The organism is Paenibacillus sp. FSL R5-0908 (genome assembly GCF_038006245.1).
Taxonomy (GTDB): domain Bacteria; phylum Bacillota; class Bacilli; order Paenibacillales; family Paenibacillaceae; genus Paenibacillus_AQ; species Paenibacillus_AQ odorifer.
This window is the reverse complement of the sequence record NZ_JBBOUV010000001.1, coordinates 2,023,451-2,048,562: the sequence shown is the minus strand read 5'-3', so window position 1 is coordinate 2,048,562 and position 25,112 is coordinate 2,023,451. Positions and strand designations below refer to the sequence as shown.

At 43.3% G+C, this 25,112-nt stretch carries 21 protein-coding genes; 3 read left to right on the top strand and 18 right to left on the bottom strand.

Annotated elements, in window-relative coordinates; all coding sequences use genetic code 11:
- Nucleotides 1-316 precede the first annotated feature (316 nt).
- Nucleotides 317-1,219 carry a manganese catalase family protein gene (locus MKZ09_RS08975; protein ID WP_076205298.1) on the top strand — a complete coding sequence of 301 codons (903 nt, stop codon included), beginning with the start codon at nucleotides 317-319 and terminating at the stop codon, nucleotides 1,217-1,219.
- Between the two features lie 64 nt (nucleotides 1,220-1,283).
- On the opposite strand, the gene MKZ09_RS08970 is transcribed toward MKZ09_RS08975, so the two are convergent.
- The 13 genes from MKZ09_RS08970 to alaS form a co-directional block, all read right to left on the bottom strand.
- Nucleotides 1,284-1,844 carry a GNAT family N-acetyltransferase gene (locus MKZ09_RS08970; protein ID WP_076205301.1) on the bottom strand — a complete coding sequence of 187 codons (561 nt, stop codon included), beginning with the start codon at nucleotides 1,842-1,844 and terminating at the stop codon, nucleotides 1,284-1,286.
- A gap of 69 nt (nucleotides 1,845-1,913) precedes the next feature.
- On the bottom strand, nucleotides 1,914-2,978 hold the full coding sequence (locus MKZ09_RS08965) for a LacI family DNA-binding transcriptional regulator (RefSeq protein WP_076134048.1): 1,065 nt from the start codon (nucleotides 2,976-2,978) through the stop codon (nucleotides 1,914-1,916).
- Nucleotides 2,979-3,023: 45 nt separating this feature from the next.
- Nucleotides 3,024-4,334, bottom strand: a complete 1,311-nt coding sequence (locus MKZ09_RS08960) for an ABC transporter substrate-binding protein (RefSeq protein WP_081394282.1) — start codon at nucleotides 4,332-4,334, stop codon at nucleotides 3,024-3,026.
- A gap of 22 nt (nucleotides 4,335-4,356) precedes the next feature.
- A complete protein-coding gene (locus MKZ09_RS08955) occupies nucleotides 4,357-6,237 on the bottom strand; it encodes a sensor histidine kinase (protein ID WP_076134047.1) in 1,881 nt (626 codons plus the stop codon).
- A gap of 168 nt (nucleotides 6,238-6,405) precedes the next feature.
- Entirely contained in the window at nucleotides 6,406-8,592 is a 2,187-nt protein-coding gene (locus MKZ09_RS08950; protein ID WP_232061210.1) for a methyl-accepting chemotaxis protein, read from the bottom strand.
- A gap of 319 nt (nucleotides 8,593-8,911) precedes the next feature.
- The gene (locus MKZ09_RS08945) at nucleotides 8,912-10,243 is read right to left on the bottom strand and encodes a peptidase U32 family protein (protein ID WP_036675585.1); all 1,332 of its coding nucleotides are present in this window, start codon (nucleotides 10,241-10,243) and stop codon (nucleotides 8,912-8,914) included.
- Between the two features lie 100 nt (nucleotides 10,244-10,343).
- A complete protein-coding gene (locus tag MKZ09_RS08940; RefSeq protein WP_076134045.1) occupies nucleotides 10,344-11,276 on the bottom strand; it encodes a peptidase U32 family protein in 933 nt (310 codons plus the stop codon).
- A gap of 56 nt (nucleotides 11,277-11,332) precedes the next feature.
- The gene (gene mltG / locus MKZ09_RS08935) at nucleotides 11,333-12,382 is read right to left on the bottom strand and encodes an endolytic transglycosylase MltG (RefSeq protein ID WP_256719214.1); all 1,050 of its coding nucleotides are present in this window, start codon (nucleotides 12,380-12,382) and stop codon (nucleotides 11,333-11,335) included.
- A gap of 172 nt (nucleotides 12,383-12,554) precedes the next feature.
- Nucleotides 12,555-12,863, bottom strand: coding sequence for a DUF1292 domain-containing protein (locus tag MKZ09_RS08930; RefSeq protein ID WP_076104918.1), 309 nt, complete (start codon nucleotides 12,861-12,863; stop codon nucleotides 12,555-12,557).
- Nucleotides 12,856-13,164 (bottom strand): DUF1292 domain-containing protein, encoded by a 309-nt coding sequence (locus tag MKZ09_RS08925; RefSeq protein ID WP_038569507.1) that lies wholly within the window; start codon nucleotides 13,162-13,164, stop codon nucleotides 12,856-12,858. Before MKZ09_RS08925 ends, MKZ09_RS08930 begins: the two co-directional genes overlap by 8 nt.
- 13 nt (nucleotides 13,165-13,177) lie before the next feature.
- A complete protein-coding gene (ruvX, locus tag MKZ09_RS08920; protein WP_036675598.1) occupies nucleotides 13,178-13,597 on the bottom strand; it encodes a Holliday junction resolvase RuvX in 420 nt (139 codons plus the stop codon).
- Nucleotides 13,594-13,869, bottom strand: a complete 276-nt coding sequence (locus tag MKZ09_RS08915) for an IreB family regulatory phosphoprotein (RefSeq protein WP_036675601.1) — start codon at nucleotides 13,867-13,869, stop codon at nucleotides 13,594-13,596. Before MKZ09_RS08915 ends, ruvX begins: the two co-directional genes overlap by 4 nt.
- A 314-nt stretch (nucleotides 13,870-14,183) precedes the next feature.
- A complete protein-coding gene (gene alaS, locus MKZ09_RS08910; RefSeq protein ID WP_076205305.1) occupies nucleotides 14,184-16,817 on the bottom strand; it encodes an alanine--tRNA ligase in 2,634 nt (877 codons plus the stop codon).
- A gap of 521 nt (nucleotides 16,818-17,338) precedes the next feature.
- On the opposite strand from alaS, the gene MKZ09_RS08905 reads away from it, so the two are divergent.
- The gene (locus MKZ09_RS08905) at nucleotides 17,339-18,199 is read left to right on the top strand and encodes a CPBP family intramembrane glutamic endopeptidase (RefSeq protein WP_076205308.1); all 861 of its coding nucleotides are present in this window, start codon (nucleotides 17,339-17,341) and stop codon (nucleotides 18,197-18,199) included.
- Nucleotides 18,200-18,283: 84 nt separating this feature from the next.
- Here MKZ09_RS08905 and MKZ09_RS08900 read toward each other — a convergent pair whose 3' ends face one another.
- The 5 genes from MKZ09_RS08900 to MKZ09_RS08880 all read right to left on the bottom strand — a co-directional run bounded on the left by MKZ09_RS08900 (nucleotide 18,284) and on the right by MKZ09_RS08880 (nucleotide 23,216).
- On the bottom strand, nucleotides 18,284-19,201 hold the full coding sequence (locus MKZ09_RS08900) for a DUF5692 family protein (protein ID WP_076134042.1): 918 nt from the start codon (nucleotides 19,199-19,201) through the stop codon (nucleotides 18,284-18,286).
- Nucleotides 19,202-19,495: 294 nt separating this feature from the next.
- On the bottom strand, nucleotides 19,496-20,758 hold the full coding sequence (locus MKZ09_RS08895) for an FAD-dependent oxidoreductase (protein ID WP_076205312.1): 1,263 nt from the start codon (nucleotides 20,756-20,758) through the stop codon (nucleotides 19,496-19,498).
- A 3-nt stretch (nucleotides 20,759-20,761) separates the two neighbouring features.
- A complete protein-coding gene (locus tag MKZ09_RS08890; RefSeq protein ID WP_076205316.1) occupies nucleotides 20,762-21,799 on the bottom strand; it encodes a helix-turn-helix domain-containing protein in 1,038 nt (345 codons plus the stop codon).
- A gap of 80 nt (nucleotides 21,800-21,879) precedes the next feature.
- Nucleotides 21,880-22,626 carry a metallophosphoesterase family protein gene (locus MKZ09_RS08885; protein WP_305953773.1) on the bottom strand — a complete coding sequence of 249 codons (747 nt, stop codon included), beginning with the start codon at nucleotides 22,624-22,626 and terminating at the stop codon, nucleotides 21,880-21,882.
- 68 nt (nucleotides 22,627-22,694) lie between these two features.
- The gene (locus MKZ09_RS08880) at nucleotides 22,695-23,216 is read right to left on the bottom strand and encodes a MarR family winged helix-turn-helix transcriptional regulator (RefSeq protein ID WP_076134039.1); all 522 of its coding nucleotides are present in this window, start codon (nucleotides 23,214-23,216) and stop codon (nucleotides 22,695-22,697) included.
- A gap of 217 nt (nucleotides 23,217-23,433) precedes the next feature.
- Between MKZ09_RS08880 and MKZ09_RS08875 the strand changes: the two genes are divergently transcribed.
- Nucleotides 23,434-25,065 (top strand): MDR family MFS transporter, encoded by a 1,632-nt coding sequence (locus MKZ09_RS08875; protein ID WP_081388892.1) that lies wholly within the window; start codon nucleotides 23,434-23,436, stop codon nucleotides 25,063-25,065.
- The last annotated feature ends 47 nt before the right edge of the window (nucleotides 25,066-25,112 follow it).

The window sequence follows — 25,112 nt, the reverse complement described above, 5'->3', positions numbered from 1 at the left end:
TTCAATGACGCTATTCCCTGAAAAGAGGCCCATTTGGGGCGTTTTCTAGGCCGATAGCTGCTCTGGAGTCCGTTAGCATTGCAAATATCGGATAATACTGAAATAGAGACAGCTGTGTCCTTTAGCGGGTTATCTATCCGTATTTGATTGTGCGTATTTGATTGCGTATTTGATAGTATTTGCCGTTTGCCTTTTCGACACAAAAAGCCATTTACATGATGCACATCCATACTTTTCAGCCCATTCATGAGTAATTCCTATAGATTAAGCTCAAAATAGCTCAGTAACCCCTAACCTCAAGGAGGCTGAGATATTAATGTTCAAACGTATGGATGAAATCATGATTGAGATTCCTGAAGTTGAGAAGCCCGATCCCAATGCTGCTGCCGCTGTTCAGGAACTGCTTGGCGGAAAGTTCGGAGAAATGTCCACCCTTAACAATTACCTCTTTCAATCCTTTAATTTCCGTTCAAAAGACAAGCTGAAGCCCTTTTATGATTTGGTGATGAGCATAACAGCGGAAGAGCTTGGCCATGTCGAGCTGGTTTCGCATGCCATCAACAAATGTCTTAGAGGGTCAACAAGTTTTAAAGAGCCCGATTCCACCCCTCTAGGGTCCGCAAAAGATGCGCGTCTATCCTATCACTTTCTGGCTGGTGCACAAGGGGCTATGCCTTTTGATTCAACGGGGAACCCGTGGACCGGAGCAAACGTCTTTAATAGCGGCAATCTAGTGGAAGATCTGCTACATAACTTCTTCCTCGAATGCGGAGCCAGAACACATAAAATGAAGGTCTACGAAATGACAGACCATCCAGCTGCACGCGCTGTAGTCGGATTCCTTTTAGTCCGTGGTGGTGTCCACGTGGTCGCTTATGCCAAAGCAATCGAAGTGGCAACAGGTGTTAATGTAACTAAGCTCGTGCCGATTCCTTCGTTAAATAATAAATCATTCAGTGAAGCAAAAAAATATGAAGAAAAAGGCGTGCATACCAAGCTATACACCTGGAGTGAAGGTGACTTCGGTGCCATCGATCAGATTTGGAAGGGAACCCACCCAGAGGATAATCTTCCGCTTGAAGTCATTCAAGGAGCCCCTAAAGGCTTTCCGATCCCCGTTGCTCCGGCAGTCGAAGAGGAATTCGCTCCCGGAATCTCCCCCGAAGACTTTAAAGAAATTGCCAAACGCCTCAAAATGGCTGGAAACATTACAGACTAATATTCATAGTGAATCTATGGTGAGGAAGTTACTTACAATCTTCCTTACCATAGATTCACTTTTTTTAATTGTACAAACTGCGGAACTCATCCTCAAGCATGGACATCAGAATCATGTTATGAAACTCTCCGTCTACATAAAGAGCATCCCGCTCCACACCGTCGCGTTGAAAACCAAGCTTCTCATAGACATGAACGGCTCTGGGGTTAAAAGTATATACGCCGAGATGGATGCGATGCAGCTTCATGGTTTCAAAGCCATATCGTAGCATTTGAGTCATAGCTTCAGTACCGTAACCCTTACCCCGATGTTCATGTCCACAAATGCCGATCCGGATATTTGCACTACGATTGTCCGGATCTATTTCATTTAGTACCACTTCTCCAATGAGCTCACCCGTGTCCTTTACTATCATCATAAGATCCACACGATCCTCGGCTGGAACACTAATCTTACGAATCCAAGCTGCCGTTTGCTCACGAGAGAAATCTCCTTGCGATCCTGTTAATTGCCCCATCTCAACATCAAGCAAAAAATTATAATAAGCCTCCAGATCGGATGCTTGCACGCCGCGTAGTTGAATCTGTTCGCCATCAATTTTTGGGATGGCAACTGGTTCTGTCATAACTAAATTCCCCCTTACTCACGTAAATCTAGATTCCACAGCTTTTATACTTTTTAGATCAACAAAGTTCTAGTCTCGCGGCTTATCCACGGAATCACGATGAACAATGTCCGCTGCGATAAGGATTTTCTCAAGCGGTGCAGAAGGATTATGAATACGGCTCAGAAGTTTCTCCACTGCGGCTCGGCCCATCGCTTCTTTAGGAACATGAACAGTTGTAAGGGGTGGAACGCCTCTTAAGGCATCCTCAATATTATCAAAGCCTGTAACCGAAATATCCTCCGGAATACTAAACCCTTCTTCCTTAAGAATGTCACTGACCGAGAGGGCTGTGGAGTCGTTAGCGCAGACCAAGGCTGTCGGGAGTGTTTTCGCTTTTTTACGCTTATTCACCCAGTTTTTAAAATCCTCCTGAAATAAGTCTTCCTCCACCCCTTCCAGAAAAAGATTCGCATCATCTTCCAAAGGCAGTCTTATTCCGCTCTCCTCCAGCGCACTCCGGAAACCAATCCAGCGATCGCGGAAACTGCGTGAAAATCCAATATTGCCGATAAAATGCATTTGGGTATGGCCTGTGCCCATCAAATGATTCGTAAGTCGAGCCATAGAATCCACATTATTCGCAAACACGGTGTCACTTGGAATTAGCGGATCTTCGTGGTCAATCAACACCATCGGCAGACCAATACGGTGTACCTCAAGCAGCAAGGAAGTAGAGATTTGGCCCACACCTATCAAACCAAGGATTCCATTAGGATTCAATATATTAACGAAATTATCCGCACGGTTCTCGGAGATAATGACCATCCCAAGCCCTTCCTGATCCAGCGCAATAGCAATACCATCCACAATTTTTCCCCAATACAAGGAATCCTGCGTCTGAGAACGAATATTCGGCATTAACACCAGCACGGATTGCTTATTCCGATCCCCGCCACCTACCGGAGGGGTGCGTTTTATACCTTGGACAAAAGCATTTTTCTGCGTAAAATAACCCAGCTGCGATGCCGCTTGAATCACTCGTTCTCTTGTCGTCTCATTAACGCCGCCTTTACCCGAAAGTGACTTGGAGACAACGAATTTGGATACGCCGAGATGATCAGCGATTTTTTGCATGGTAACCTTTTTAGCCATATATAACCCTCCAGAGAATGTCATCAAATTTATGTAGTACTAACTTTAAGGCTGAGAAGTTTGTGGCGCTCCTGCCCGCGCTTCCTTCCATTTTGCATTTAATTCGTCAAAAGCCTTTTGTAAATCAGGCGCAGCCAATAACTCCTGAATATAATCCCCGGACCAAAAGGACATTTTGGCTCTATTCGCCAGCTCGATGAACGCATCACTTTGTACAGTAGCATCGAGTAGCTTAGGCTTATAAGATAAAAACTCACGGTACTGCGACATAGAGGAATTCAAGCTTCCATCGGCTGGAAGGAATCCCCAATCATCTCGATAGGAAGTCTCCTTCACAAAAAAATTCAACCACGCCATAGCAAGCTCTTTGTTCTTGGTATATTTACTAACCCCCATGAACCAATCTGGATTGATCGGCGCATAATGATCACTGCCGTTATCATACGGAAAAGGGAAGAATCCAATATCATCCGGGGCAGCCCCCACATCAAGGACTTGTCCAATCGTCCAATTTCCCAGTAAATACATTCCTGCTTGACCTTTAGCTAGCTTAGTCTTCGATATCTCCCAATTGTTCGAGAATAGTTCGTCTTCAACATAGCCTTTACCAATTAAGGTTCGAGCAATGGAAATTGATTTCCCCCACTCATTATCAAGCTGCCAGGGGCTATCCTCAGTGACCATATTATTTAGATACTCCGGATTGCCTGTCATATAATTAACCAGACTGTTTCCCCATTCACGCAAAGGCCAGACGGCTCCATAATTCATATATAGGGGGATAATACCCGCTTGTTTTAATTTCGCACAAGCTTCGTAGAATTCATCCAGCGTCTTAGGAACAGTAGTTATTCCTGCTTTTTCGAATGCCTTTTTATTATAGACAATCCCAACCGTAGTAGTCCCAGTGGACAGCCCATATCGTTTCCCGTTATACGTAGCAAAAGAGGTGAACCTCTCACTAGCAGCGGTTTCTTCATCCAGCGGCTCGAAAAAATAATCCAGCTCCTTTGACGGAAGATTCACCGGAAGCAACAGTACATCACCGGCATCTTTCGTGGACAGCCGTACCAGAATATCCGTTGCGTAATTGGATAAGCCTTCAAATTCCACATTGGCTTCGGGGTATCTCTGTTTAAATTGGTCCGCGTATCCTTGAAAAGTTCCGTTCTCAATCAGATCTATTCGATTGGTCATCATGACTATGGTGCCGGACAAGTCAGACTTCACCTCGTCTCCAACTGGAGGCGGAGTGGATTCCGTCTGCTTATTGTTATTGGCACAGCTACTACTCAATAACACTAAGAGAAGTAACAGTATGGTACGCATAGTCCATTCTAATTTCAACCCCTTCAACGGACAGCCCCCTCTTATTTCGTTACTCAGGTAAGCCAATTAATTCCTGCTCCAGTAATGGCAGCGACAAAATAACATCGGTCCCTCGTCCAAGCTCACTATATACCTGGATCCCAAATGCCGCTCCATAATGAAGACGCACTCGCTGCTGTACATTTTTCATGCCTATACCCCCGTTAATGCTTTTCTTGGGAGGACTTTCGTTCTGCAGCCCATCATTCAATTTCTCCAAAGTCTTCTCATCCATTCCGATCCCGTCGTCTTTGATATGAAACAACAGCATTTGCTCTGTAATCTCACAGCGGATGCTTAAATGCATTTGCGGCTTATTATCATCTAAACCATGGTAAGCTGCATTCTCAATGATGGGCTGAAAGACCAGCTTGATAATAGAGTAACTATCTAACGACTTCGGCACATCGATATCCAGTAAAAAACGGTTAGGATAACGATAGTTCAGCAGCTCGACGTAATTACGCACATATCCAAGCTCTTGCTTCAATGTCGTATTACCACTCAGATCACTTGTACTATACCTTAGCAGTTTGCCTAGAATAGAGATCATATCCGCAGCTTCGACATCATCATTCAGCTCGGCGGTCATTCGGATGGACTCCAGTGTGTTATAGATAAAATGGGGATTGATTTGACTCTGCAGCGCATGAAGCTCTGCTTCCTTTTTCTGTTCTTCTATGCGGTAGATATCCTGAATTAGCTGCCTGATTCGGGCTAACATACGATTGAATTGATGCCCCAGCAGACCAATTTCGTCACGCCGTTTAACTCTGAACATCACATCCAGATCGCCACCCTGAACTTTTTTCATCAATTGAATCATTTGACTCAGCGATTTAGTAAGGGCAACGGAAAGAATAATCGAAATAATTAACGCCAGTACTATGATACTTAATGTAGCAGCAAGTGTTGTATTACGGGTCAGCTTCACATCACGCATCAGTACATCAACAGGAATAGAGATAATTACCTTCCAATTGGTTTTGGTAGAGCCAGAGTAAATATTCAACCGCTCTTTTCCGTTGACTGTATCATAGAAGCTTCCAGAAATGCCTCCAACTCTTTTGAACAAGTCTGAATCAGAAATATCTGTGGCCAGCAGCTTCTTGTCGCTGTCGTAGATGACCATTCCTTTCTCATCCACAATCAACGACTTCCCATGGGTGACTTTATCCAGCTCCGTAACTTGATTCTCCAAATTACTAATATTCGCTTCAACCGCAATCAGCCCGATTGGATTTAACAAGCCATCCACGATTTTGCGAACAACGGTAAAAGCATATCGGGTGCTCTGCAGATTACTTGTATACGCTTGAGTACCGAACAATAATGCTTCTCCGCTGGAATCCATAGTCTGCTGGCTCCAGTATTTATAGCTTTGCTCGAGATCGAGCCGTACGCCACCATCCTTCGCAGAATAATAACCATTTCCGTAAGCGTCAAAAATATAAACCGAGTTCGCGCCTCGCTTAATATTGTTAATAAATGAAATATTGCCCTCTATCCCCCGTTGAATGGACAACAGTAGATCAAAATCACCGGGCGACAAAGTAGCACTCCCAGTTGCGCCTCCCATAATCTTTTTCTGCTCATGGTAGCGGTTCGAACGTATTAAATTAAGTTTGATATCATTCACATAGGCGGGCATAGATGAAATACGCTTCATATCTTCGATATAATCGTCTACTCCATCCATCATTTGATCGATTAATTTCTCAGAATAAGCAATGGTGTTCCCCTGAATAGATTCTGAGTAGCTCTTGAAGGTAAATACACTGATGAAGGATAGCGGGAGGGTAATGATAATTAAAAAGACGAGGAGCAGCTTGCGTTCCATGCTCATGTCCCCGATAACGGACCACCAGCCAGAGATGCGTCTACCTTTCATTTGGTCCTTCTCCTTAATACTTTTTACCTAACTTGTTATTAAATTATAACAAATACCTAACAAAGTTATTATACGGTGTAGTTCTTCATTACACAACAACAAACCGCCTCTTCGTGTTGAAGAAGCGGTTTTGTAGGGTAAACATTTAGAGATTAGTGATGAATCTACTCATTTTATAGTGAATAATGACAGCTTGTCCTTCAATTGACCTGAAGCACTTTCCAGCTTGCCAGATAATGAAACGAGTTGATCACTTACATTTTGCTGTTCATTACTGAGTGAAGCTACTTCTTGGGAAGTTGCTGAAGATTGTTCAGCTACGGCGCTAACGTTCCCCATAGCCTCTGACAACACACCTTGCGAATGATTCAGACTGCTAATCGCTGTCGTCACCGATTCCAGGCTTGTTATGAATTCATCCATCTGTCCTTTTACAGACAGGAAGATATCACTTGTACTCTTTACGGAGCTTACTTGTTCTTTAAACAGTGGTGCTACTTCGGATAATACAGCTTCCGTTTCGTTCATTTCCGCCATGATCTTATCCGTAATTCCAGCAACAAGGGCAATAGATTGCTTCGATTGGTCAGCAAGCTGCCGCACTTCACCCGCAACTACCATGAAGCCCTTACCAGCTTCTCCTGCACGAGCGGCTTCTATCGTCGCATTTAATGATAAAATATTCGTCTGTTGCGTGATACTCTTCATCACATCCAACACCTTAATTACGGAGAATACTGTCTCCTTCAGGTGGTTGACACGTTCGACAAGTGCACTTGTTTTTTCTCCAGTGCGGCTGGTCTGATCCAGCAGGTCAGTTAATTGCTTAGCACCTTGAGCACTAGCTTCACCAACCCCACGTGCTGCTTCATCCATCTCAGTGTTGGCGTATATTACAGTCTGCATTTGCGTAGCTATCACATCTGTAAGCTCATTACCTCGTTCAGCTTCAAGCGCCAGACTGCCTGCCCCACCGGCAATTTCTTCCGTAGCGGCTGCGATTTCCTTCGCAGAAATAGCTGTCTTCCGTGAGGCTTCACCAAGCTCACCAGCGGTCTCCAGCACATCCCGAGCGGTTTCTGTCGTTTGCGAGACAAGCTCAGTAATACGCTCCATCATCACGTTAAAGGAAGCTGAGAGCTGGCCAATTTCATCTTTAGAGACATATTCTGTACGTACACTTAGATCACCACCTGCACCTTGTACCATAAGATCCTTCAAGCGTGCTAGAGGGCGAGCAATCATACGCACCATCCAGATCCCGATTACTATGGCTAGCAGAGCCGCACCAGCAGCCGCAATAAAAGTAGTCAACAGAATCGGACGTGCTTCTTTTACTAGCTCATCTGTTGGGACTACCCCTGCCAACTTCCAATCCGCCCGGATCATTGGATTAAAGACCGCGAGGATTTCTTTCCCGTTTGTATCCTTCTCATCCAAACTTTTGTTTTCTTTTTTACTTGCCTGAATAAAAGCGAACTCTGAAGGTTTACCATCGTCTTTTGAATCTGAAGAAGCTACTACGGTTCCATCAGGAGTGACAAGTTGAATTCGAGAGCCATCTCCCAGCTGTACACTTGCGAATGATTCCTCCAGCAATGTATTCTTCAACACAAGGATGACTATGTATCCTGTACCTGAGCCCAGGGTTTTGAGAGATCTTGCCATAGCAATATTTTTGTCTCCATCACCTTGAACAGCTGTCGAGAACCATATGTTCTTGGCTGCATCACCATCACCTTTAGAATAATAGGATTCATAAGACGCAGTGTTGTCGACAATCTTCTTATACCATTCTTGTTCTCTTATGTTATCTAACTTAATGCCGCCACTGCCACTTGTAACAATGTCTTGATCAGGCGACTCCGGGATCAAAGAAACACTAAGAATATTAGAATCCGTTGTAATCTGACTGGACAACTTTTTACTTACTGCGCTTGTAGCTTCAAATTTCTCATAGGAAGATTGTGCAGTCACTAAAGACTTCAAATCTTCTTGCATCTGCGCATCAAAATAAAGCTGTAAAGCCAAGTTCTCGTACTGCTTCAAAGTAATATCTAGCTTTTCTGAGGTCTGAATAATAGTCTGACGGTAGGCTTCCGATACGTTGTTCTTAATTGTCTTCTTGGCTTTTGAATAAGATAGCAGTCCAAGTGCCATTACCACAATTACAATTGCACACAAAAATATCAGGAATATCTTCACGCCAACAGATTCCATAGGATTAACTCTTTTGATCTGTCCCCGCAAATCTATCCCGTTCTTCAAATTAAACTTAGGTGTCTTAACTGCCCCTTCAATCTTGCTTGTTTCCTTGTTTCCTGTGATCGCCGATTTCTTATTCTTTTTATTCATGCTAAACCTTCTCTCATTATGCTTTTCACTAATACTATCTTGATCAGGATCCCCCATCTTGATCACCTACCCGCTAATATTAGAATACGCATGAAAGCGTTAACCAATATATATATCGGCGTATTAGGTCTTTTTCCTTAGCTTTACGAGACTTTTTTTACAACTTTTAACCTATGTATGTTTAAACATAATAAATAGCTTGCTGCAACTCCTCTCTTGGAGATATTTGTTAATCCCTAATATATATAACTTATTGTTTGCTTTGTCAAAAAGAAAAACAGGGAGGCTCTTGGATGACCAAAGGCTTCCCTGTTTTTTATTAAAACTTCTTCTTACGCATCATATCAAAGTATGCAACCGGTTGATCTACCTTCATACGAATAGGCTGCAGTGGGTGACGGGCGGCATCAAGCGAATTGCCTTTCTCATCCCATATTTCGCCAACCGTTTGCTTGAAGAACGTATCGTTAGGTCCAAAGAATTCTACTTCCTGACCTGGCTTAAAGTGATTGCGCTGTTGAACTAGTGCCGTACCACTTTCAGCATCGTATTCAATTACAAGTCCGGCAAAATCATACGGAGCTGCTTTTTCTTCAGGCTCATAGATATGATCTTCATGATCCGGAGTATCATAAAAGAATCCTGTGTTTAGCGGACGGTTAGCCGCTTTGTTAAGCTCATCCAGCCATTCCTGCTTCAATTCATACCCTTCCGGATCTGCCATATAAGCATCAATGGCTTTACGATATGCATTAACGACAGTAGCCACATAGTGGATTGACTTCATTCGTCCTTCGATCTTGAAGCTGTCGATGCCCACTTCAATCAGTTCAGGTATACTTTCCAGCATACACAAATCCTTAGAGCCCATGGAGAAGGGATTATCTCCTTGCTGATGCAGTGGAATCTGAGTTACACCTGGAAGCAAAGGAGCTGGAGATTTCGCTTCAGCCTGCTCTTCCTCAGACACCCAAGTCCCTTCCGGACGTGCATCCTCAAACAAATCATATTTCCAGCGGCATGACTGGCAACAGCCCCCTCGATTGGAATCACGGTCGGTGAAATGGTTGGACAAAACACAACGACCCGAATATGAGGAACACATTGCACCGTGGATGAAGCTTTCGATTTCAATGTCGACATGTTTTTTAATCTCAGCAATCTCTTCCAAGCTTGTCTCACGGCCCAAAACAACACGCGGAAGCCCCTCTTCTTTCCAGAAGGACACTGCTTGCCAGTTCAACGTAGACTGCTGTGTACTCAAATGCACTTCAAGTCCAGGCACTAACCGGCGTGCTGTATCTACAATGATTGGATCAGCTACGATAATGGCAGCAATGCCAGCTTCATATAAGTTACGCAGGTATTCTTCAATTCCCGCGACATCTTCATTGTGAGCATAAATGTTTGTTGCAACAAATACCTTAGCGCCATATTTCTTGGCGAATTCAACACCTTCGCGCATTTCCTCGAAGCTGAAATTATCTGCGCCGGAACGCAAGCCGTATTGTTGTCCTCCGATATAAACAGCATCCGCACCATAGTGTACTGCGAACTTCAATTTTTCCAAATTACCAGCCGGAGCGAGGAGCTCCGGTTTGTCCAGACGGTAACGTTTGCCCTTATATTGCGGCTTTGTCATGGTTCCCATTCCTGTTCTCCCCTCCATCGCCCCACAAAGCTAAGTCACATGCTATAAATGCTGTACCTAATCTTCGTGGGGACCTATAACCTCTTTATTTTTGTCAAACTTAATATACTTGCTCTTTATAGAAAAATCCGAAGCTTAACTCCCGTTCAGGGTCCTGCACCGTTCTGATTACATCCATCCATTCCTCATCAAAGGCATAACCTTCCGGATCCGCCGCATAAAGATCTATAGCTTTACGATAAGCCTTAACAACCGTCACATTATACGCTATCGATTTCAAGAGTCCCTCAATCTTAAGGCTGTGTATACCTGCAGCCATCAGAATATGCAGATCCTCCAAAATACAAATATCATCCGAGCTCATAATATGAGTGCCGTTCTCGTCTTCATAAATCGGAAATTTCTGGTCATCTCGTTCTTCCTCAATCAGAAATAGTCCGCGTTCCTTCCCGAGACTTCCTCCATCACTAGGACGGCCTTGATGTGACATATAGCTTTCAACAAGCTTCCGCTTGGAATGGTATATATTGGTCATTCCATGAACCTGCACCTGTGCCTCAATCTCCAAAAGCGGAACCATTTCCGTCATTTCATCCATATTCAGCTCACGGGCCAGCACAACGCGAGAAGCCCCCTTGCGTCCCCAATAATTCGCGGTCGCATAGTTGGTGGAAGTCATTTCCGCATTCCAGTGCAGCTTCATTGCTGGCGCTTCTTTCTTCACTGTGGTTAACACTGCTGGATCCCCGAATTCAACACCATCAATGCCAAGCTCACCTAAAGCCTTCACATAGGCAGGAAGCTCATCCAGCAGACGGTTGGACATCAGCCCACCCAAGCTTGCATACACTTTGCAGCCTCGCGAATGTGCCATTTCTAAGACAGTCGCTGTATCCTCCAGAGAGAAATGTCCAGCAAGCCGCATTCCGAAACGGTCATCCCCAATGAGCAGCGCATCTGCTCCGGCATCCAGCAGAGCAGCAGCTTCCTCCAAGGACGCTGCCGTCACCAGCAATTCCGGTTTGTTAGTCATGTTGTACCTCCTACTTGTACAGTTATTTCAACCGCACCACTCTTCATTTTAATAGTTTATTTCGATTCTTGCTTACTTTTTTCGATATTGGCTAAATGTTCCTTGTAGGTCTTAGCAAATAAATGGCCCTGTGTACCATCTTTCTTAGTCACATAGAAATAATATTCAGAAGCTTCTGGTTCGAGTGCCGCCTGAATGGACTCCAGCCCCGGATTACTAATAGGTCCCGGAGGAAGTCCAATATTCTTATACGTATTATATGGACTATCAACTTCCAAATCTTTATACAAAAGTCTTTCCTTCTGCTTATTAAGTAAATATTGAACGGTAGCGTCGATCTCCAGCTTCTGCTCTTTCTTTAGGCGGTTATAAATAACACCGGCCACAAGCGGACGTTCACTATCCACCACAACTTCCCGCTCTACCAGCGAAGCTACGGTCAACAGTTCATGCAGAGACAATCCACGCGTTTCTAGCTTTTGCTGCCAGTTAGGAATCGTATCCAGCTTCTTCTGGAACTGATCCAAAAGCGCTTCTACAACTTCCTGGGGCGTGCTATCTTTGGCCAGTTCATAGGTTTCGGGGAACAGATATCCTTCAAGACGGTGGCGTAGATTCTTATCCTGCGGGATACCAAGAATATCAATCCCCTTCAAACCTGCACCAGTATCCATAATTTTAAGAAAAGTAGCCGCATCCTGATTCCAGGCTTCAGCGAGCTTCTTAGCGATCTGCTCAGCAGTATATCCTTCGGGGATAGTAAAGACCACAGTTTCTTCCTTAACTACATCACCTGCATTTAATCTCGCAATGAGCTCATCATAGCTGTCACCCGGCTTAGCGATATAAGTACCTGCTTTGAAGCTAGAGCCTTCTTTAGTCCATTTCAAATATCCCTTAAAAAAAAGACTTTTACGGATAATGCCATTCTGCTCAAGCAGATCAGCAATCTCCGCACTTCCCATGCCCTTCTCTATCGTAAATGTTATAGCAGGACCTGCAGGCTCTACCGGCTGCATCCCGTTCCAAATGTACCATGCGCCCCCACCTCCTGCTGCTACCAGCAAAAGAATAATGATTAACACAGTACGGATTGCGGATTTCAAGTCTGGTTCCTCACTTTCCGACTATAAAGTATAAAAGTGTATTGCCTAAAATTCAATATATATTTCCTTAGATTGATGTATATAGGATATTGCTCGCATTTCAAGCAAAAAGAGCGCGGAATTCTCCGCCCTCTTCCGTGCCCATCATAAATGTAACGTACATGTTTAAGTTTTATTCAGCGCCATCTGCTGGAAAAGTCATCTCATCGTATAGCTCAGAGATGTCTTCCCACTCTTCATCGTCCATAATGCTCTCCAATTCCGGAAGTCCGTCAGAAGAGACAACGATACGCAGGATTTCATATTCCACGTCTTTGCCAGAGCCTTTCAGCACCGCATATCCGCGATCACCGACTTCAAATTCGGCGATAATATCGTAAATGGAAGATTTGCCTTGCTCATCTTCCAGTTCTACAGTTTCTCCGTATGCTTCTTTAAGCCGTGAAGTCCATACCGCTTGATCAGCGGATATCTCAGTCATTCTCCGATCCTCCGTCCAACTCGTCGACCAGTGTGTTGAAAGTCTCTTCGACAATCGCCCACTCCTCGTCATTATCGATCATGAACAATTGAAGATCGTCGCCTTCTTCCACATAACGGAACGCGTACACCTCATCGGTTTCCTCGTCCTCGGAGTCTAGCGGAACCACCATCATATACTTAGCGTCCGAGCCATCAACCTCAAACTTCATAATGACCTCGAATTCCTCTTCATTACCTTCCTCATCGGGAATATAGATAATTTCCGGTTCTTCCTCTTGGCCAATCTGTTCGTTTGTCATATCCTCGCACCCCTCACCTTTTACTGTTAGCATCCAAAAAATTTTGCAAAATCAGGGCTGCAGCCATTTTATCCACAATCCCCTTGCGTTTCTTCCGGCTGACGTCCCCTTCAATCAGCACCCGCTCTGCGGATACCGTCGTCAGACGCTCATCCCAAAGGTGTACGGGCATTTCTAACTCTTCCCGTAGCTTATCAGCGAACTCTATACAGATTTCGCCCCGGGGTCCTACTGAGCCGTTCATATTCTTCGGTAGACCAACTACAATCTCTCCAATTTCGTGCTCTGCAACAAGTTCACGAATGCGTTCGAACTCATTACCCGTACCTCGGCGCTCAATCGTTTCAAGAGCTTGTGCCGTCCAGCCAAAAACATCACTTGTGGCTACACCGATTCTACGGTCGCCATAATCTAAACCTAACTTCTTCTTCATTTCGGATTGTCCACCCTGTGATTGACGAGATAGAATCTAACCAGCTCTTCAATCAGCTCATCACGTTCTTTTCTCCGGACCAAACTTCTCGCATTGTTATGGCGCGGAATGTAAGCCGGATCTCCGGAAAGAAGATACCCTACGATCTGATTGATCGGATGATACTCTTTCTCCACCAGTGCATCGTATACTGCTAGCAATATTTCCTGGGGAGAAGCTTCCTTTTCGTCGCCCTTCACATTGAATTTGACCGTTTTGTCCATGGAGTCCATTTGTGACACCTTCCTTCTGCAAAATCGCCTTTTGGGACGGCTTCGCAAAGTTGCTACTGTGCAGCTCGCTTGCTTCCTTTATCATAACATATTCATGCCCCAACGAGGAAATCCTGCCCGCTATTAACGCTTTTTTTGGCATTTTCTCTACAAAAATTATGATATTTTTGGCTTTTAAGCTATTGTCAAGCACAATTATTCATGAATATCTAACATCCTGCTAATAAAGAGTAGCGGTACTGATATCAAACTCTCAGTACCGCTATGTTTTCTCGTAATACGTTTAGTTAGAGAAATGGTTTCGTAATTTTAACTTAGGCTAAGGAAGCTACCAATTCTTCAGCCTTTGCCAATGCTTCGCTTAGCTTAGAAGCATCTTTACCGCCGGCTTGCGCCATATCTGGACGCCCACCGCCACCACCGCCGCAAACCGCTGCAATTTCTTTAACGAGTTTACCAGCGTGGAAACCTTTCTTCACAAGGTCTTGCGGTACAGATACTACAAAGTTCACCTTATCATCCATCGCCGCACCTAATACAAGCACTGCATCCGGAAGCTTGGATTTCAATTCATCCGCTGTGGAACGCAAAGCATCCATATTGCCTGCTTGAACAGCAACAGCCAGGAGCTGCGTACCTGCGCCAACTGTCTTCACACTGCTTGTAAGTTCAGCAGCAAAAGTAGCACTCAGCTTGGATTGCAAGGACTCATTCTCACGCGAAAGCTCACGCACCTGGTTATGCAGCGCTTCGATCCGTTTCGGAACGTCATTTAGAGAAGACTTAAGAAGGCCCGCTGATTGTTTGAGCAGATCTAGCTGACTTTCAGTGAACTGGTAAGCGTAACGTCCGGTAACCGCCTCGATGCGGCGCACTCCGGAGCCAATACCACTTTCGCTAAGCAGCTTGAAAATTCCGATTTGCGACGTGTTGGATACATGACAACCTCCGCAAAGCTCCAGGCTGTAATCGCCCACTTGAACGACACGGACGATATTACCGTATTTTTCACCAAAGAGTGCCATTGCTCCCATTGCTTTAGCTTCATCAATCGGCTTGTTCTCAATCACTACATCTAAACCGCGCCAGATTTGTGCATTCACGCGATGTTCGATATCGCTCAATTCTTCTGGAGTAATCGCTCCAAAATGGGAGAAGTCAAACCGCAAACGAGCACCTTCTACTAAAGATCCAGCTTGATTAACATGCCCGCCAAGAACTTCTTTAAGCGCTTTGTGCAATAAATGGGTAGCTGTGTGGTTCTTCACGATATCTTCACGCTCCGCACGATCCACTTCCGCGCGAACGGATTCGCCCACTTTCAATTCTCCCGCTTCCACAGTTACCAAATGTACGTGTTGGCCGTGTGGAGCTTTAAAGAGTCCCTTTACCTTAGCTGTAACTGAACCCCCAGTAAGCACACCCGTGTCACTTACTTGTCCGCCGCTCTCAGCATAGAACGGTGTTGCTTCAAGAATAACTTGGCATTCTGTGCCTTCACCGGCGACATCTACCAATTCATCACCCACAACAATAGCCAGGATTTTCGACTCTGTTACCGAGTCATTATATCCAACAAATTCACTTTTAACCGTCAGGTCTGCTAGTGCGCCTCCCTGGATCTTCATGCTGCCGCCATCATGACGTGCAGCTCTCGCGCGGTCACGTTGTTCCTGCATAGCCGCATCAAAACCTTCTCGGTCTACAGTTAAACCTTGCTCCGCTGCGAAATCTTCGGTCAGGTCAAATGGGAATCCATAAGTATCATATAACTTAAAGGCATCGGCTCCAGCAATGTTGCTGAGACCCTCTGCTTTTGCTTTAGCACTGATCTCACCCAAAATAGCCAATCCGTCAGACAATGTTTCGTGGAAACGTTCTTCTTCAGTACGAATAATCTTTGCGATATATTCGCGGTTGTCCACAACGGATGGATAGTAGACACCCATAATTTCGCCAACGGTTTCAGTCAGCTCATACAAGAATGGACGATCCAGACCCAAGGTCTTTCCGTACCGAACAGCACGGCGAAGCAAACGGCGGATAATATAACCGCGTCCTTCATTAGAAGGAAGTACTCCATCCCCTACTGCAAAAGTAACGGTACGCACATGGTCAGCGATTACTTTAAGCGCGATATCCTGCTCAACGTTATCTTTATAAGTTACACCCGCGAGCTGTGCTGTCTTTTGAATAATAGGTTGGAACAAATCAGTGTCGAAGTTGGAATCTACATCCTGTAGAATGGATGCAAAACGCTCCAAACCAGCACCTGTATCAATGTTTTTATTCGGAAGCGGTGTATAGCTGCCATCCTTATTATGGTTGAATTGTGAGAACACCAGGTTCCATACTTCTAACCAGCGTTCATTTTCTCCACCTGGATACATTTCCGGATCGCTCATATCACTGCCGTAAGCTTCACCGCGGTCATAAAAGATTTCCGAGCAAGGACCGCATGGGCCTTCGCCAATATCCCAGAAATTATCGTCGCCCAGCTTAATGATGCGTTCAGCAGGCAGGCCAACCTTTTCATTCCACAGCTTAAATGCCTCTTCATCCTCTGCGTACACCGTTACGGAAATACGTTCCGGGTCAAAGCCGATCCACTCTTTGCCGGTTAGGAACTCCCAAGCCCATGTGATAGCTTCTTCTTTGAAATAATCGCCGATGGAGAAGTTACCCAGCATCTCGAAAAATGTATGGTGACGGCGTGTCTTACCCACATTCTCGATATCATTGGTACGAATACATTTTTGTGAGTTAGTCAGGCGCGGATTTTCTGGAACCTCCCGGCCATCGAAGTATACTTTCAAAGGGGCCATACCCGCATTGATCCATAGAAGCGAAGGATCGTTGTGAGGAACGAGGGACGCACTTGGTTCAATCTTGTGACCTTTACTTTCAAAAAACTTAAGCCATTTGGAACGAATTTCACTTGCTTTCATAATTTACAGCTCCCGTCTCATCTTTTTACTTCGGCATTTACACCGGAAATTACAAAATACCTAAAAAATAAAAACAAAAAAACGCCCCTGAATAATTCAGGGACGATTAATATCGCGGTACCACCCTGGTTATCGCCTTGACCCCACTAATGGGACAATTGCAGACGATCGCCTTGTCGCGGCTGATAACGGGCGCCCCCGGTGAGCATTGATCTCACACTCCGAAATTAGCTTTCCACCGGCCTGTCTTCAAGGTTCTCACAGCCATTACGAAACGTTTCGTAAAGGAACCTTTTCTCTGATCAAGCCATCCTCCGGTGTACTTCATTTTCATCAACGATTTGTCCGATTTGCATTTTAACATTTCAAGTATAGCCAGTGCCCTTGCTTCTGTCAATCTGAGGATAGGCGAATGTGAAGAATAACACATGATTTTTGTAACAGTAAACTTGGCCTCAAAAAGGATATAGTGAAATCTAAGGTTAATTTGGAATATTTTGTATTCAGGAGGACTGCCGTTGATGCTTCACTCCAAGGAGTTCAACCCATCATCGATTTTTGAAGCAAAGCCTACACACTACCTTTTTATAGCGAGCCTCATTTTTATGCATATTATCTTTACTCTTGCGGTTAATCTCATCCTTTTTGAGCATGGATATTTAAGTTTTATTGCCAAAAACACAAACCACTGGATCAATGAAACGTTAGCTGCCAATCTAGTTGGGCTTCTCTTAGAAGTAATTATTTTTTTGATTCTGATAGCTAAAGTTTCGCCCCGGGATTTTGGGTTAAAAACAGAAAAATTACGAGCCGGACTGCTGGGTACCTTTCTGTTTTGGCTCGCTATAAATATAGTAGATTTGTGTATGGTACACCTGAATCACTCAAAGCTAACACTTAACAATGCTATCTTCAGCCATTCAAATTTAGTTTCCGGTGAAATTCTAGGTCAAATCTTCGGAAATGCTTTATTGGAAGAAATCTTATTTCGCGGCTTCCTGCTCGTTCAAATCTATCTATACTTAAAAAAAATCAACAATAAAACTACACGGATGATCTCTGCAATGCTGATTTCACAATCGATCTTTGCCGCCATACATATCCCAAACCGGATTTACTCAGGATTAGTTGGAATGGAGTTTGTTTATGATTTTATCATGCTTCTAATTCTAGGCATTATATTCGCTCTACTCTATATCTTAACCCGAAATTTATTTTTCGTGATCGGCGTTCACTCATTAATGAATATTCAGATAGTGTTTTGGAACAGCAATTTCACGTATACGGCAACTTTATTATGTGTCTTATTACTGACCTGTCTTTTGCTTTGTATAAAAAGGAAAACATTTCGTGCGCAGCAGCGGGCGGATATGGGGCACTGATAATTAGAACTTTAATTATTCACAAAAAGAAGTTCCACCCTTTAAGCAGGAGGAACTTCTATCACTATTACTATAATGTCTCTTTTAATTCGCACCCTCTGCAATAGCTTTATAAGCAGCTAAATCAGTATAAACTTCCTCTTTAAGCGGATTGCGTTTATGCTTGATGATTTTATAGAAATGATAACCAAACACTGCAATATTAGCAGCTAAAGATAATGCACTTACTATCCACAGAGCGGTTTCACTATGAGAGGATTGTACAGAGAACTTTGACTCGCCAACAAACGCCGGGAACGACATCGTAAACATCATCCAAATCGCCAAAGTCTGTGCACGATGCTGCAGCCATGCCCCTTTTTTAAAGAAGAACGCCGGGATGGTACAAGAGATCAACAATGCTGCACCTGCATAGAAGGAATGATCAGAAACTGCATTATATACATAGGCAAAGTTCCAAATGTCATAAGCAATGATCCAGAACCAAAGCTGGTCAGGCCACAACATATCTTTACTCTTATCTTTACTGATCACAATACCCATCCAACCAGAAATCGTAATAATGTTCAGAATACCTGCGATCCCGTTCATAATGTTCCAAGGACCACCTACCATCATTACACCATCCACCATACCTTGCAAGCTGTACACTTGGAAATCACGAATAACTGCTTCAAGAATGTTAACTGCAAGGATAATAGCCGGGAACATTAATATATATTTATTTTTGTCCCATCCTTTAACATAACGGATAGCCATAAACCCTATACATCCTGCCAAAGCAGAATATACTTTTACCCAGTGAAACCATGTTCCAGTACTGGAGCCTTCGCCTGCCGTATTCGGCCAGACCGCTATGGTAAGAACAATAGGGACAACTATAAACAGAATGATTGAGAACCACTTGCTCTTCCGTGCGATTTCATTTACAAACATTAATCCTGCTAGTACTACTAACCACATTAGCGCAGAGTACCAGGGAATCGATTCAAATAAAAACATGTTTTACTCCTCCTTGTAGTTTGGTGTATATAATCTGTGTCTCAGGTCCAATATAGTACATCCCTCTTTGAACGATCAAATCGCTTAAAACGTTGATTTATCAGTGTTTTTTTAGTTTCATTTCAAGTTGAGTTTACACAACTAGAGCACTAGAATCCGCCAAACTTTCTACCTTTCTTCTGAGTAATCTATTAGAATACATGCCTACAGAACTACATACTGCAAACCTAACTTGAATGTAAAAAAACCTTGTCGACAAATTTCTTTGTGGACAAGGTTCCTCTTTAATGTTATTCAAAAGAATCGTTCAACCAAGTGTTTCGCGTATATAATACAATTCTCAAGTGTAGGGAAGTTCATGATTTCTCCAGCTAAATAGATATTGTTTTTCCCCTGCATCTGATCAACCCGTTCATAAAATCCCTCATGTAGCGCACTAGAATCCACATGTGGGAAATGCCTCCAACGCTTCATCATATACAGTCGAATGCTCTCTCCGCCCAGCTCGCGAAGTTTATTTTCTACCGTCTCTCGCATTTCCAGATCAGTCATAGCTTCATTCTCTGCTACATAAACCGTAACTAGATCCGTAGTTCCCATATCTGCCCACCGATAGTACCATGCCATCATATGCCCTTTACGTTCAGGGTACATATTCCGGGGGATATAGCCAGAAAGCTCCGGCAGCCCCTTCACTCTATACGCATATACCCTAAACCATTCATAGGTTATATTCGCTAATAAGGTTTTGTCCTCACTTGACAGGCTGACTGTCTCGCCCATTTGCTCTAAAGCTGCTGTATAAATGACCTTGTCAAAATAAAAGATGTCCTGACTCGTCTCTACTCGAACCTGTCCATCTTGTTCTTGCTCCATAAAAAGCACTTCACATGTCAGGCGTAGATCGTTCACTTGGTCGGCCATTCGTCTAATCAGCTCAGTAACACCCTTAGGCCAGGTTATCATATGAGTAATTTCAATAAACGACAACAGATTATCATAGCTTAGAAATTTCAACACATATGCAGCGGGCACATTATGGATACTACCAAATCCAAAAGTATTAAAATAATGCATGTAGACCTGCTCAAGGACAGACAGCTTATTCTCTACACACCACTGTGAAAATGGCTGACATAAATCTGGTGGTAAATGGAGAAAACCCGGTTCTTGGAGAGACTCATAGCGTTTTAGAATATCCGGCAGTCGTTTGAATTCCTGTGTAAACGCCTCTATCTGCTCCATGGGAATCTGTGAAGTTTTTCTCCCATTATTATCAAAAAATCCACGTTCTAACAAGGGTCCCCTATCCATCAGATCAAAATCTCTCATTAAATCCATCGTATGTTTATAGGTAGGCAGGCCGATTAGCGTCCCCATTTCATAACTTTTTCCTTTGTACTCAATAGAATGACACTTTCCTCCTACTCTATCCGACTTCTCCATGAGGGTAATGTTGGTATATCCTTTTTTCGCTAATTCGTAAGCAGCCGTAACCCCAGAAATCCCTGCACCGATGATTCCAATTCGGTCTTTATTCTTCGTGTTTGTCATCATCCGTTATCTCCTTGTAAATAACCATAATGGCAAAGTTTCTCGTTGTCCCGTATAGGCAAGTGCGACATCCGATGGTATTTTACCTTGATTAGGTCCGTCTGTAATTTGCCTGTTGAAGTTGTAGGTTCTCAAGTATTCATGTAAGCGCTTTTCTAAAATTTCAAAAGACTCTATCGTATCATCTACCCAAGCCTGCTGGTAGAATTCTTTGCTCAACACCGCCGCAAATTGCTGCAAGGGCTGAAATATCTCTGTTTGGTCTACCGTTATAGCTACTTGATTAATATTGTTCTTATGTAAAAATTCACTATATTTATGTTTTCCTCTGTCCCAGTTCGTAATGAATTCACGGCTTTTGTTCGTAACCAGATTATCGATATGAAAATCTAATGTCTTCATCAATGGGAGAACTTTCAGATGCATAAAATCTATAAAATGAATGGTAGATTTCCGATTGTATAGCTTAACTAGACCTAGTCTGGAGTAGGCATCATAAATTACATATTGATATACCTTTCCGACCCTCGGGAAAACTCCCAAATAGCTAATACTCTGCTGACACATATACCCGGGATGAGCATTTATCGGATTCTTCATCTTATAATCTAATATTTTCCGTTTCTCTTTAAATCCTTTAGTGTGAGTGGATTGTGCGCCATTCCTCTTCTTTGCTTTGATTTGATTGGCGTAAGCTTCACGTTCTATTCGTTTATTTAGTCCGTTTCGACGTAGTACATTATAAATACCGGATTCCCCTATTTGCATCCCTTCATCTTGCAATTCATAAAAGATACGTTTAGGCCCATCCTCAGGAAATCTGGCGACGTACTCCAAGATCAATCTTTCCGTTCTCTTATCTACTTTATTAGGCATTACCGGCTTTCTTTTCTTCTCCCCAAGTCCATCCATCCCATGTTGTTGATAAGCTTTAGACCACTTATAATAGATCGTCCGGGAAATGCCAAACTCCTTACAGGTTTCGCTCACATTCTTGCTGATGGCCCCTTGCATGAGGATATGATATTTGCTGTTCGCATTCACCTATTTGCACCCCTCCTATCTTTATTTTATACATAGTTAACGTTTAATTCATTACTATTCTTAAAAAAATAGGAGAACGCTCAAAGCGTCTCACCATTCCGAACAAAGTGCGTTATGTATTTCCCTGCGGAAATCTCCAAGCAATTTAGTCGTTGGCCATATGCACAGCCGCCATCTATGCCAATTTTATCTCCCAGTGGACTAAACCAGATTTCTTCCGAATCATGCAGATCCATCGTCGAAGTATGACCGAAAACAACCGTTTTGTTAGTGCTAACTACCGGATTCTTATAAAAGGGTTCTCTAATCCAGATAAAATCATAAGGGTCCTGCTGTTTCCAATTCTCTATTAATGGATTAATGCCTGCATGAACAAAAATATGTTCTTCCGTCTCATGATAAAGCGGCAATGTGCTTAGAAAGTCAATATGATGTCTATAGTCCCGCCTAATTTTTTCTTTTAGCTGCATATAATCCTTCCAGCCAAAATCCTTCTGTAAACCTTCGTAGCCCGCCTCCAAATAACTCATCAGTGTATGAAATCCGCCGTTAGTTAGCCAATGGGTATCCAATTTATCATCTTCACTGGTGAGCGCATCGCAAGCCATTTTATCGTGATTTCCTTTGAGAACTATAGCTCCACATTCTTGCTGCAGAGTCATCACTTGCTCCACAATTCCTTTACTGTCCAGACCTCTATCCACATAATCTCCCATTAAAATAAGCTTATCCTCCGCTGGGCGATAATTCACTTTTGATAACAGGGCATTGAATTCTACATAACTTCCGTGAAGGTCACTAATTGCTAATATTCTGATGATAATCACTCCTTGCTCTAAGATGCAAAAAAAGATGTTCCCGCTGGTCTGCAGGAATATCTTTTGATGTTGGCTTTCTATACTGAATCTATAACTAATGGCTCCTCATCCGACTGTGGAAAAAAATGACGGCTTCTGACCTCATGCACCGCTTCTTGAAAACGATCGCACAAAAAGATCAGCTGGTCGATCTCTTCCTTACCGACCTTTTGCGTGATTTCACTCAAAATGCCGGAATAGGATGCCATCTGCCTGCTATAAATCTGCTCTCCAAGCTCACTCAGACAGATATATACGACCCGACGATCTGTATCGGATGTTGTACGCACTACATAACCTTTCTCCTCCAAAGTATTTGCCATTTGCGTGGCAGTAGGTCTACTTATCTGGAGCAGGTCACTTAATTTAGAAATCATAACTCCCCGGTGCTGCTTGTCACCTTCAGCCGCTTTCTTTTGCTTCATTACAGTGTGAATGACGTACATCATAACAAACTCTCTATACGATACTACATCAATCGAGTAGGGGCGAGCAGTCAGACGCTTTATATTTTCAAGGGCTATGATAAGCTTCTGCTCTTGATTGTCATGGGTATCCATAGGGCACCTCCAATATACCTCAATCTAATTAGATTACTTACCTATTCCCAAAAAATCAAGTCAAATTCAAATTCTCTTTAAATTAAAATTTAATAATTAACCTGTTGTGCTAATTGATGAATTTGTGTATTATACATAAATGATAGTTTGGCTACCTAATTATCACGACATGAATTCCCAAACTACAATATATAGAAGTTAAAGGAGAGGAACTGCTCTGGAGCATCTCACTCAGAAAAAGAAAGTTACAATTATGATTGCTTTAATGGCGGCTATGTTTTTCGCAGCAATCAACCAGACAATTGTGGGCACAGCAATGCCCCGAATTATTGCGATGCTTGGAGGCATTGAACATTATACCTGGGTAATTACCATCTATATGCTCACCTCAACCATCGCCACCGTACTTGTCGGTAAATTATCCGATATTTACGGAAGAAAGCCCTTCCTGTTATCAGGGATTGTCATTTTTATTATAGGTGCTTTCCTATCCGGATTGTCGACCAACATTTTTCAAATGATCACTTATCGCGGGATACAAGGTCTAGGCGGCGGGATTCTAATGTCGGCTACCGTAACCGCTGTAGGTGATTTGTTCGCTCCAAGAGAGAGAGCCAAGTGGACTGGAATTATGATGGCGATATTTGGTTTCTCCAGCGTAATTGGTCCTACCCTTGGCGGATTCATGGTAGATCACATGGCTTGGAAATGGATCTTCTGGATCTTCTTACCTTTCGGTATCGTGGCCTTCTTTATGATTTTGAAAATGTTCCCTAAAACAACGCGTTCTACATCTGAGTCCATCGACTACTTAGGCTCCATTTTCCTTTCCCTGACCATCGTTGCGCTCCTGCTGGGCTTTTCTTGGGCGGGAACAAAATATGACTGGGGTTCTCCGGAGATTCTCGGCTTGTTTGGGGCTTCCATTCTGGGTCTGATTATCCTGATTCTGATTGAACGTAAAGCTAAAAGCCCAGTATTGCCATTATCCTTATTTAAAAATTCCATCGTATCCATCTCTATGATTGTCGGCTTCCTGATGAATGCCGGTATGATGGGCGCAATGATCTACCTGCCTTTCTTCGTGCAAGGGGTAGAGGGCGTCTCCCCAACTAAATCTGGTTTCATCAATATGCCAATGTCACTTACTATGATTGTACTAAGTACTTTAGTGGGAAGATGGATCTCCAAAACAGGAAAATATAAACGTTATGCTCTAATGGGGATGCCATTCATGGTTGTAGCTATGATATTAATGGCCTTTATGAGTAACATTGCTACTGCTGTAGTCAGCATGATTATCTTCGGGGTTGGGTTAGGACTATCGATGCCTGTATTTACACTAACCGTACAAAATGCTGTAGCACCTTCAATGCTAGGTGTTGCTACTGCTACAAATACTTTATTCCGTAATTTAGGTGGAACCATAGGTATTGCCATCATGGGTACCATTATGAACTCCTCATTAACGAAAAAATTAGAGGCAGCGGTGTCCTCTGGCAAAGGTCCGGATTTATCCAAACTTGATCCTGAATCCGCTAAACAGCTTTCTGCCTTTATGAATCCTCAAATGCTGCTAGATCAGCCTAAGCTTAAAGAATTGCATGCAACACTGCCAGAGCAAATCCAGCCGCTCTTCAATCAATTGATTGAGATGCTGCGGAACGCACTGAGCGATTCCCTGACAGTTGTGTTCTTAAGTGGTACGGCACTGTTAGTTATCGCAGCACTTCTCGTTCTGTTCCTTAAAGAGATTCCATTACGTAGTGGAGAGAAAAAAATGGAGGCACACGCAGAGGATAAAAACGGGAGTAAAAAACTCGAAAAATCTGTGCCTGCTGCACATTAATTACAAATAAACTTACATTAGAGATGTCCGTAAACAGCTTAGGCTGT

Coding starts and splice junctions, on each gene's coding strand:
- MKZ09_RS08975 (WP_076205298.1), top strand. CDS start 317: ATGTTCAAACGTATGGATGAAATCATGATTGAGATTCCTGAAGTTGAG.
- MKZ09_RS08970 (WP_076205301.1), bottom strand. CDS start 1,844: ATGACAGAACCAGTTGCCATCCCAAAAATTGATGGCGAACAGATTCAA.
- MKZ09_RS08965 (WP_076134048.1), bottom strand. CDS start 2,978: ATGGCTAAAAAGGTTACCATGCAAAAAATCGCTGATCATCTCGGCGTA.
- MKZ09_RS08955 (WP_076134047.1), bottom strand. CDS start 6,237: ATGAAAGGTAGACGCATCTCTGGCTGGTGGTCCGTTATCGGGGACATG.
- MKZ09_RS08950 (WP_232061210.1), bottom strand. CDS start 8,592: ATGAATAAAAAGAATAAGAAATCGGCGATCACAGGAAACAAGGAAACA.
- MKZ09_RS08945 (WP_036675585.1), bottom strand. CDS start 10,243: ATGGGAACCATGACAAAGCCGCAATATAAGGGCAAACGTTACCGTCTG.
- MKZ09_RS08940 (WP_076134045.1), bottom strand. CDS start 11,276: ATGACTAACAAACCGGAATTGCTGGTGACGGCAGCGTCCTTGGAGGAA.
- MKZ09_RS08930 (WP_076104918.1), bottom strand. CDS start 12,863: ATGACTGAGATATCCGCTGATCAAGCGGTATGGACTTCACGGCTTAAA.
- MKZ09_RS08925 (WP_038569507.1), bottom strand. CDS start 13,164: ATGACAAACGAACAGATTGGCCAAGAGGAAGAACCGGAAATTATCTAT.
- ruvX (WP_036675598.1), bottom strand. CDS start 13,597: ATGAAGAAGAAGTTAGGTTTAGATTATGGCGACCGTAGAATCGGTGTA.
- MKZ09_RS08915 (WP_036675601.1), bottom strand. CDS start 13,869: ATGGACTCCATGGACAAAACGGTCAAATTCAATGTGAAGGGCGACGAA.
- alaS (WP_076205305.1), bottom strand. CDS start 16,817: ATGAAAGCAAGTGAAATTCGTTCCAAATGGCTTAAGTTTTTTGAAAGT.
- MKZ09_RS08905 (WP_076205308.1), top strand. CDS start 17,339: ATGCTTCACTCCAAGGAGTTCAACCCATCATCGATTTTTGAAGCAAAG.
- MKZ09_RS08900 (WP_076134042.1), bottom strand. CDS start 19,201: ATGTTTTTATTTGAATCGATTCCCTGGTACTCTGCGCTAATGTGGTTA.
- MKZ09_RS08895 (WP_076205312.1), bottom strand. CDS start 20,758: ATGATGACAAACACGAAGAATAAAGACCGAATTGGAATCATCGGTGCA.
- MKZ09_RS08880 (WP_076134039.1), bottom strand. CDS start 23,216: ATGGATACCCATGACAATCAAGAGCAGAAGCTTATCATAGCCCTTGAA.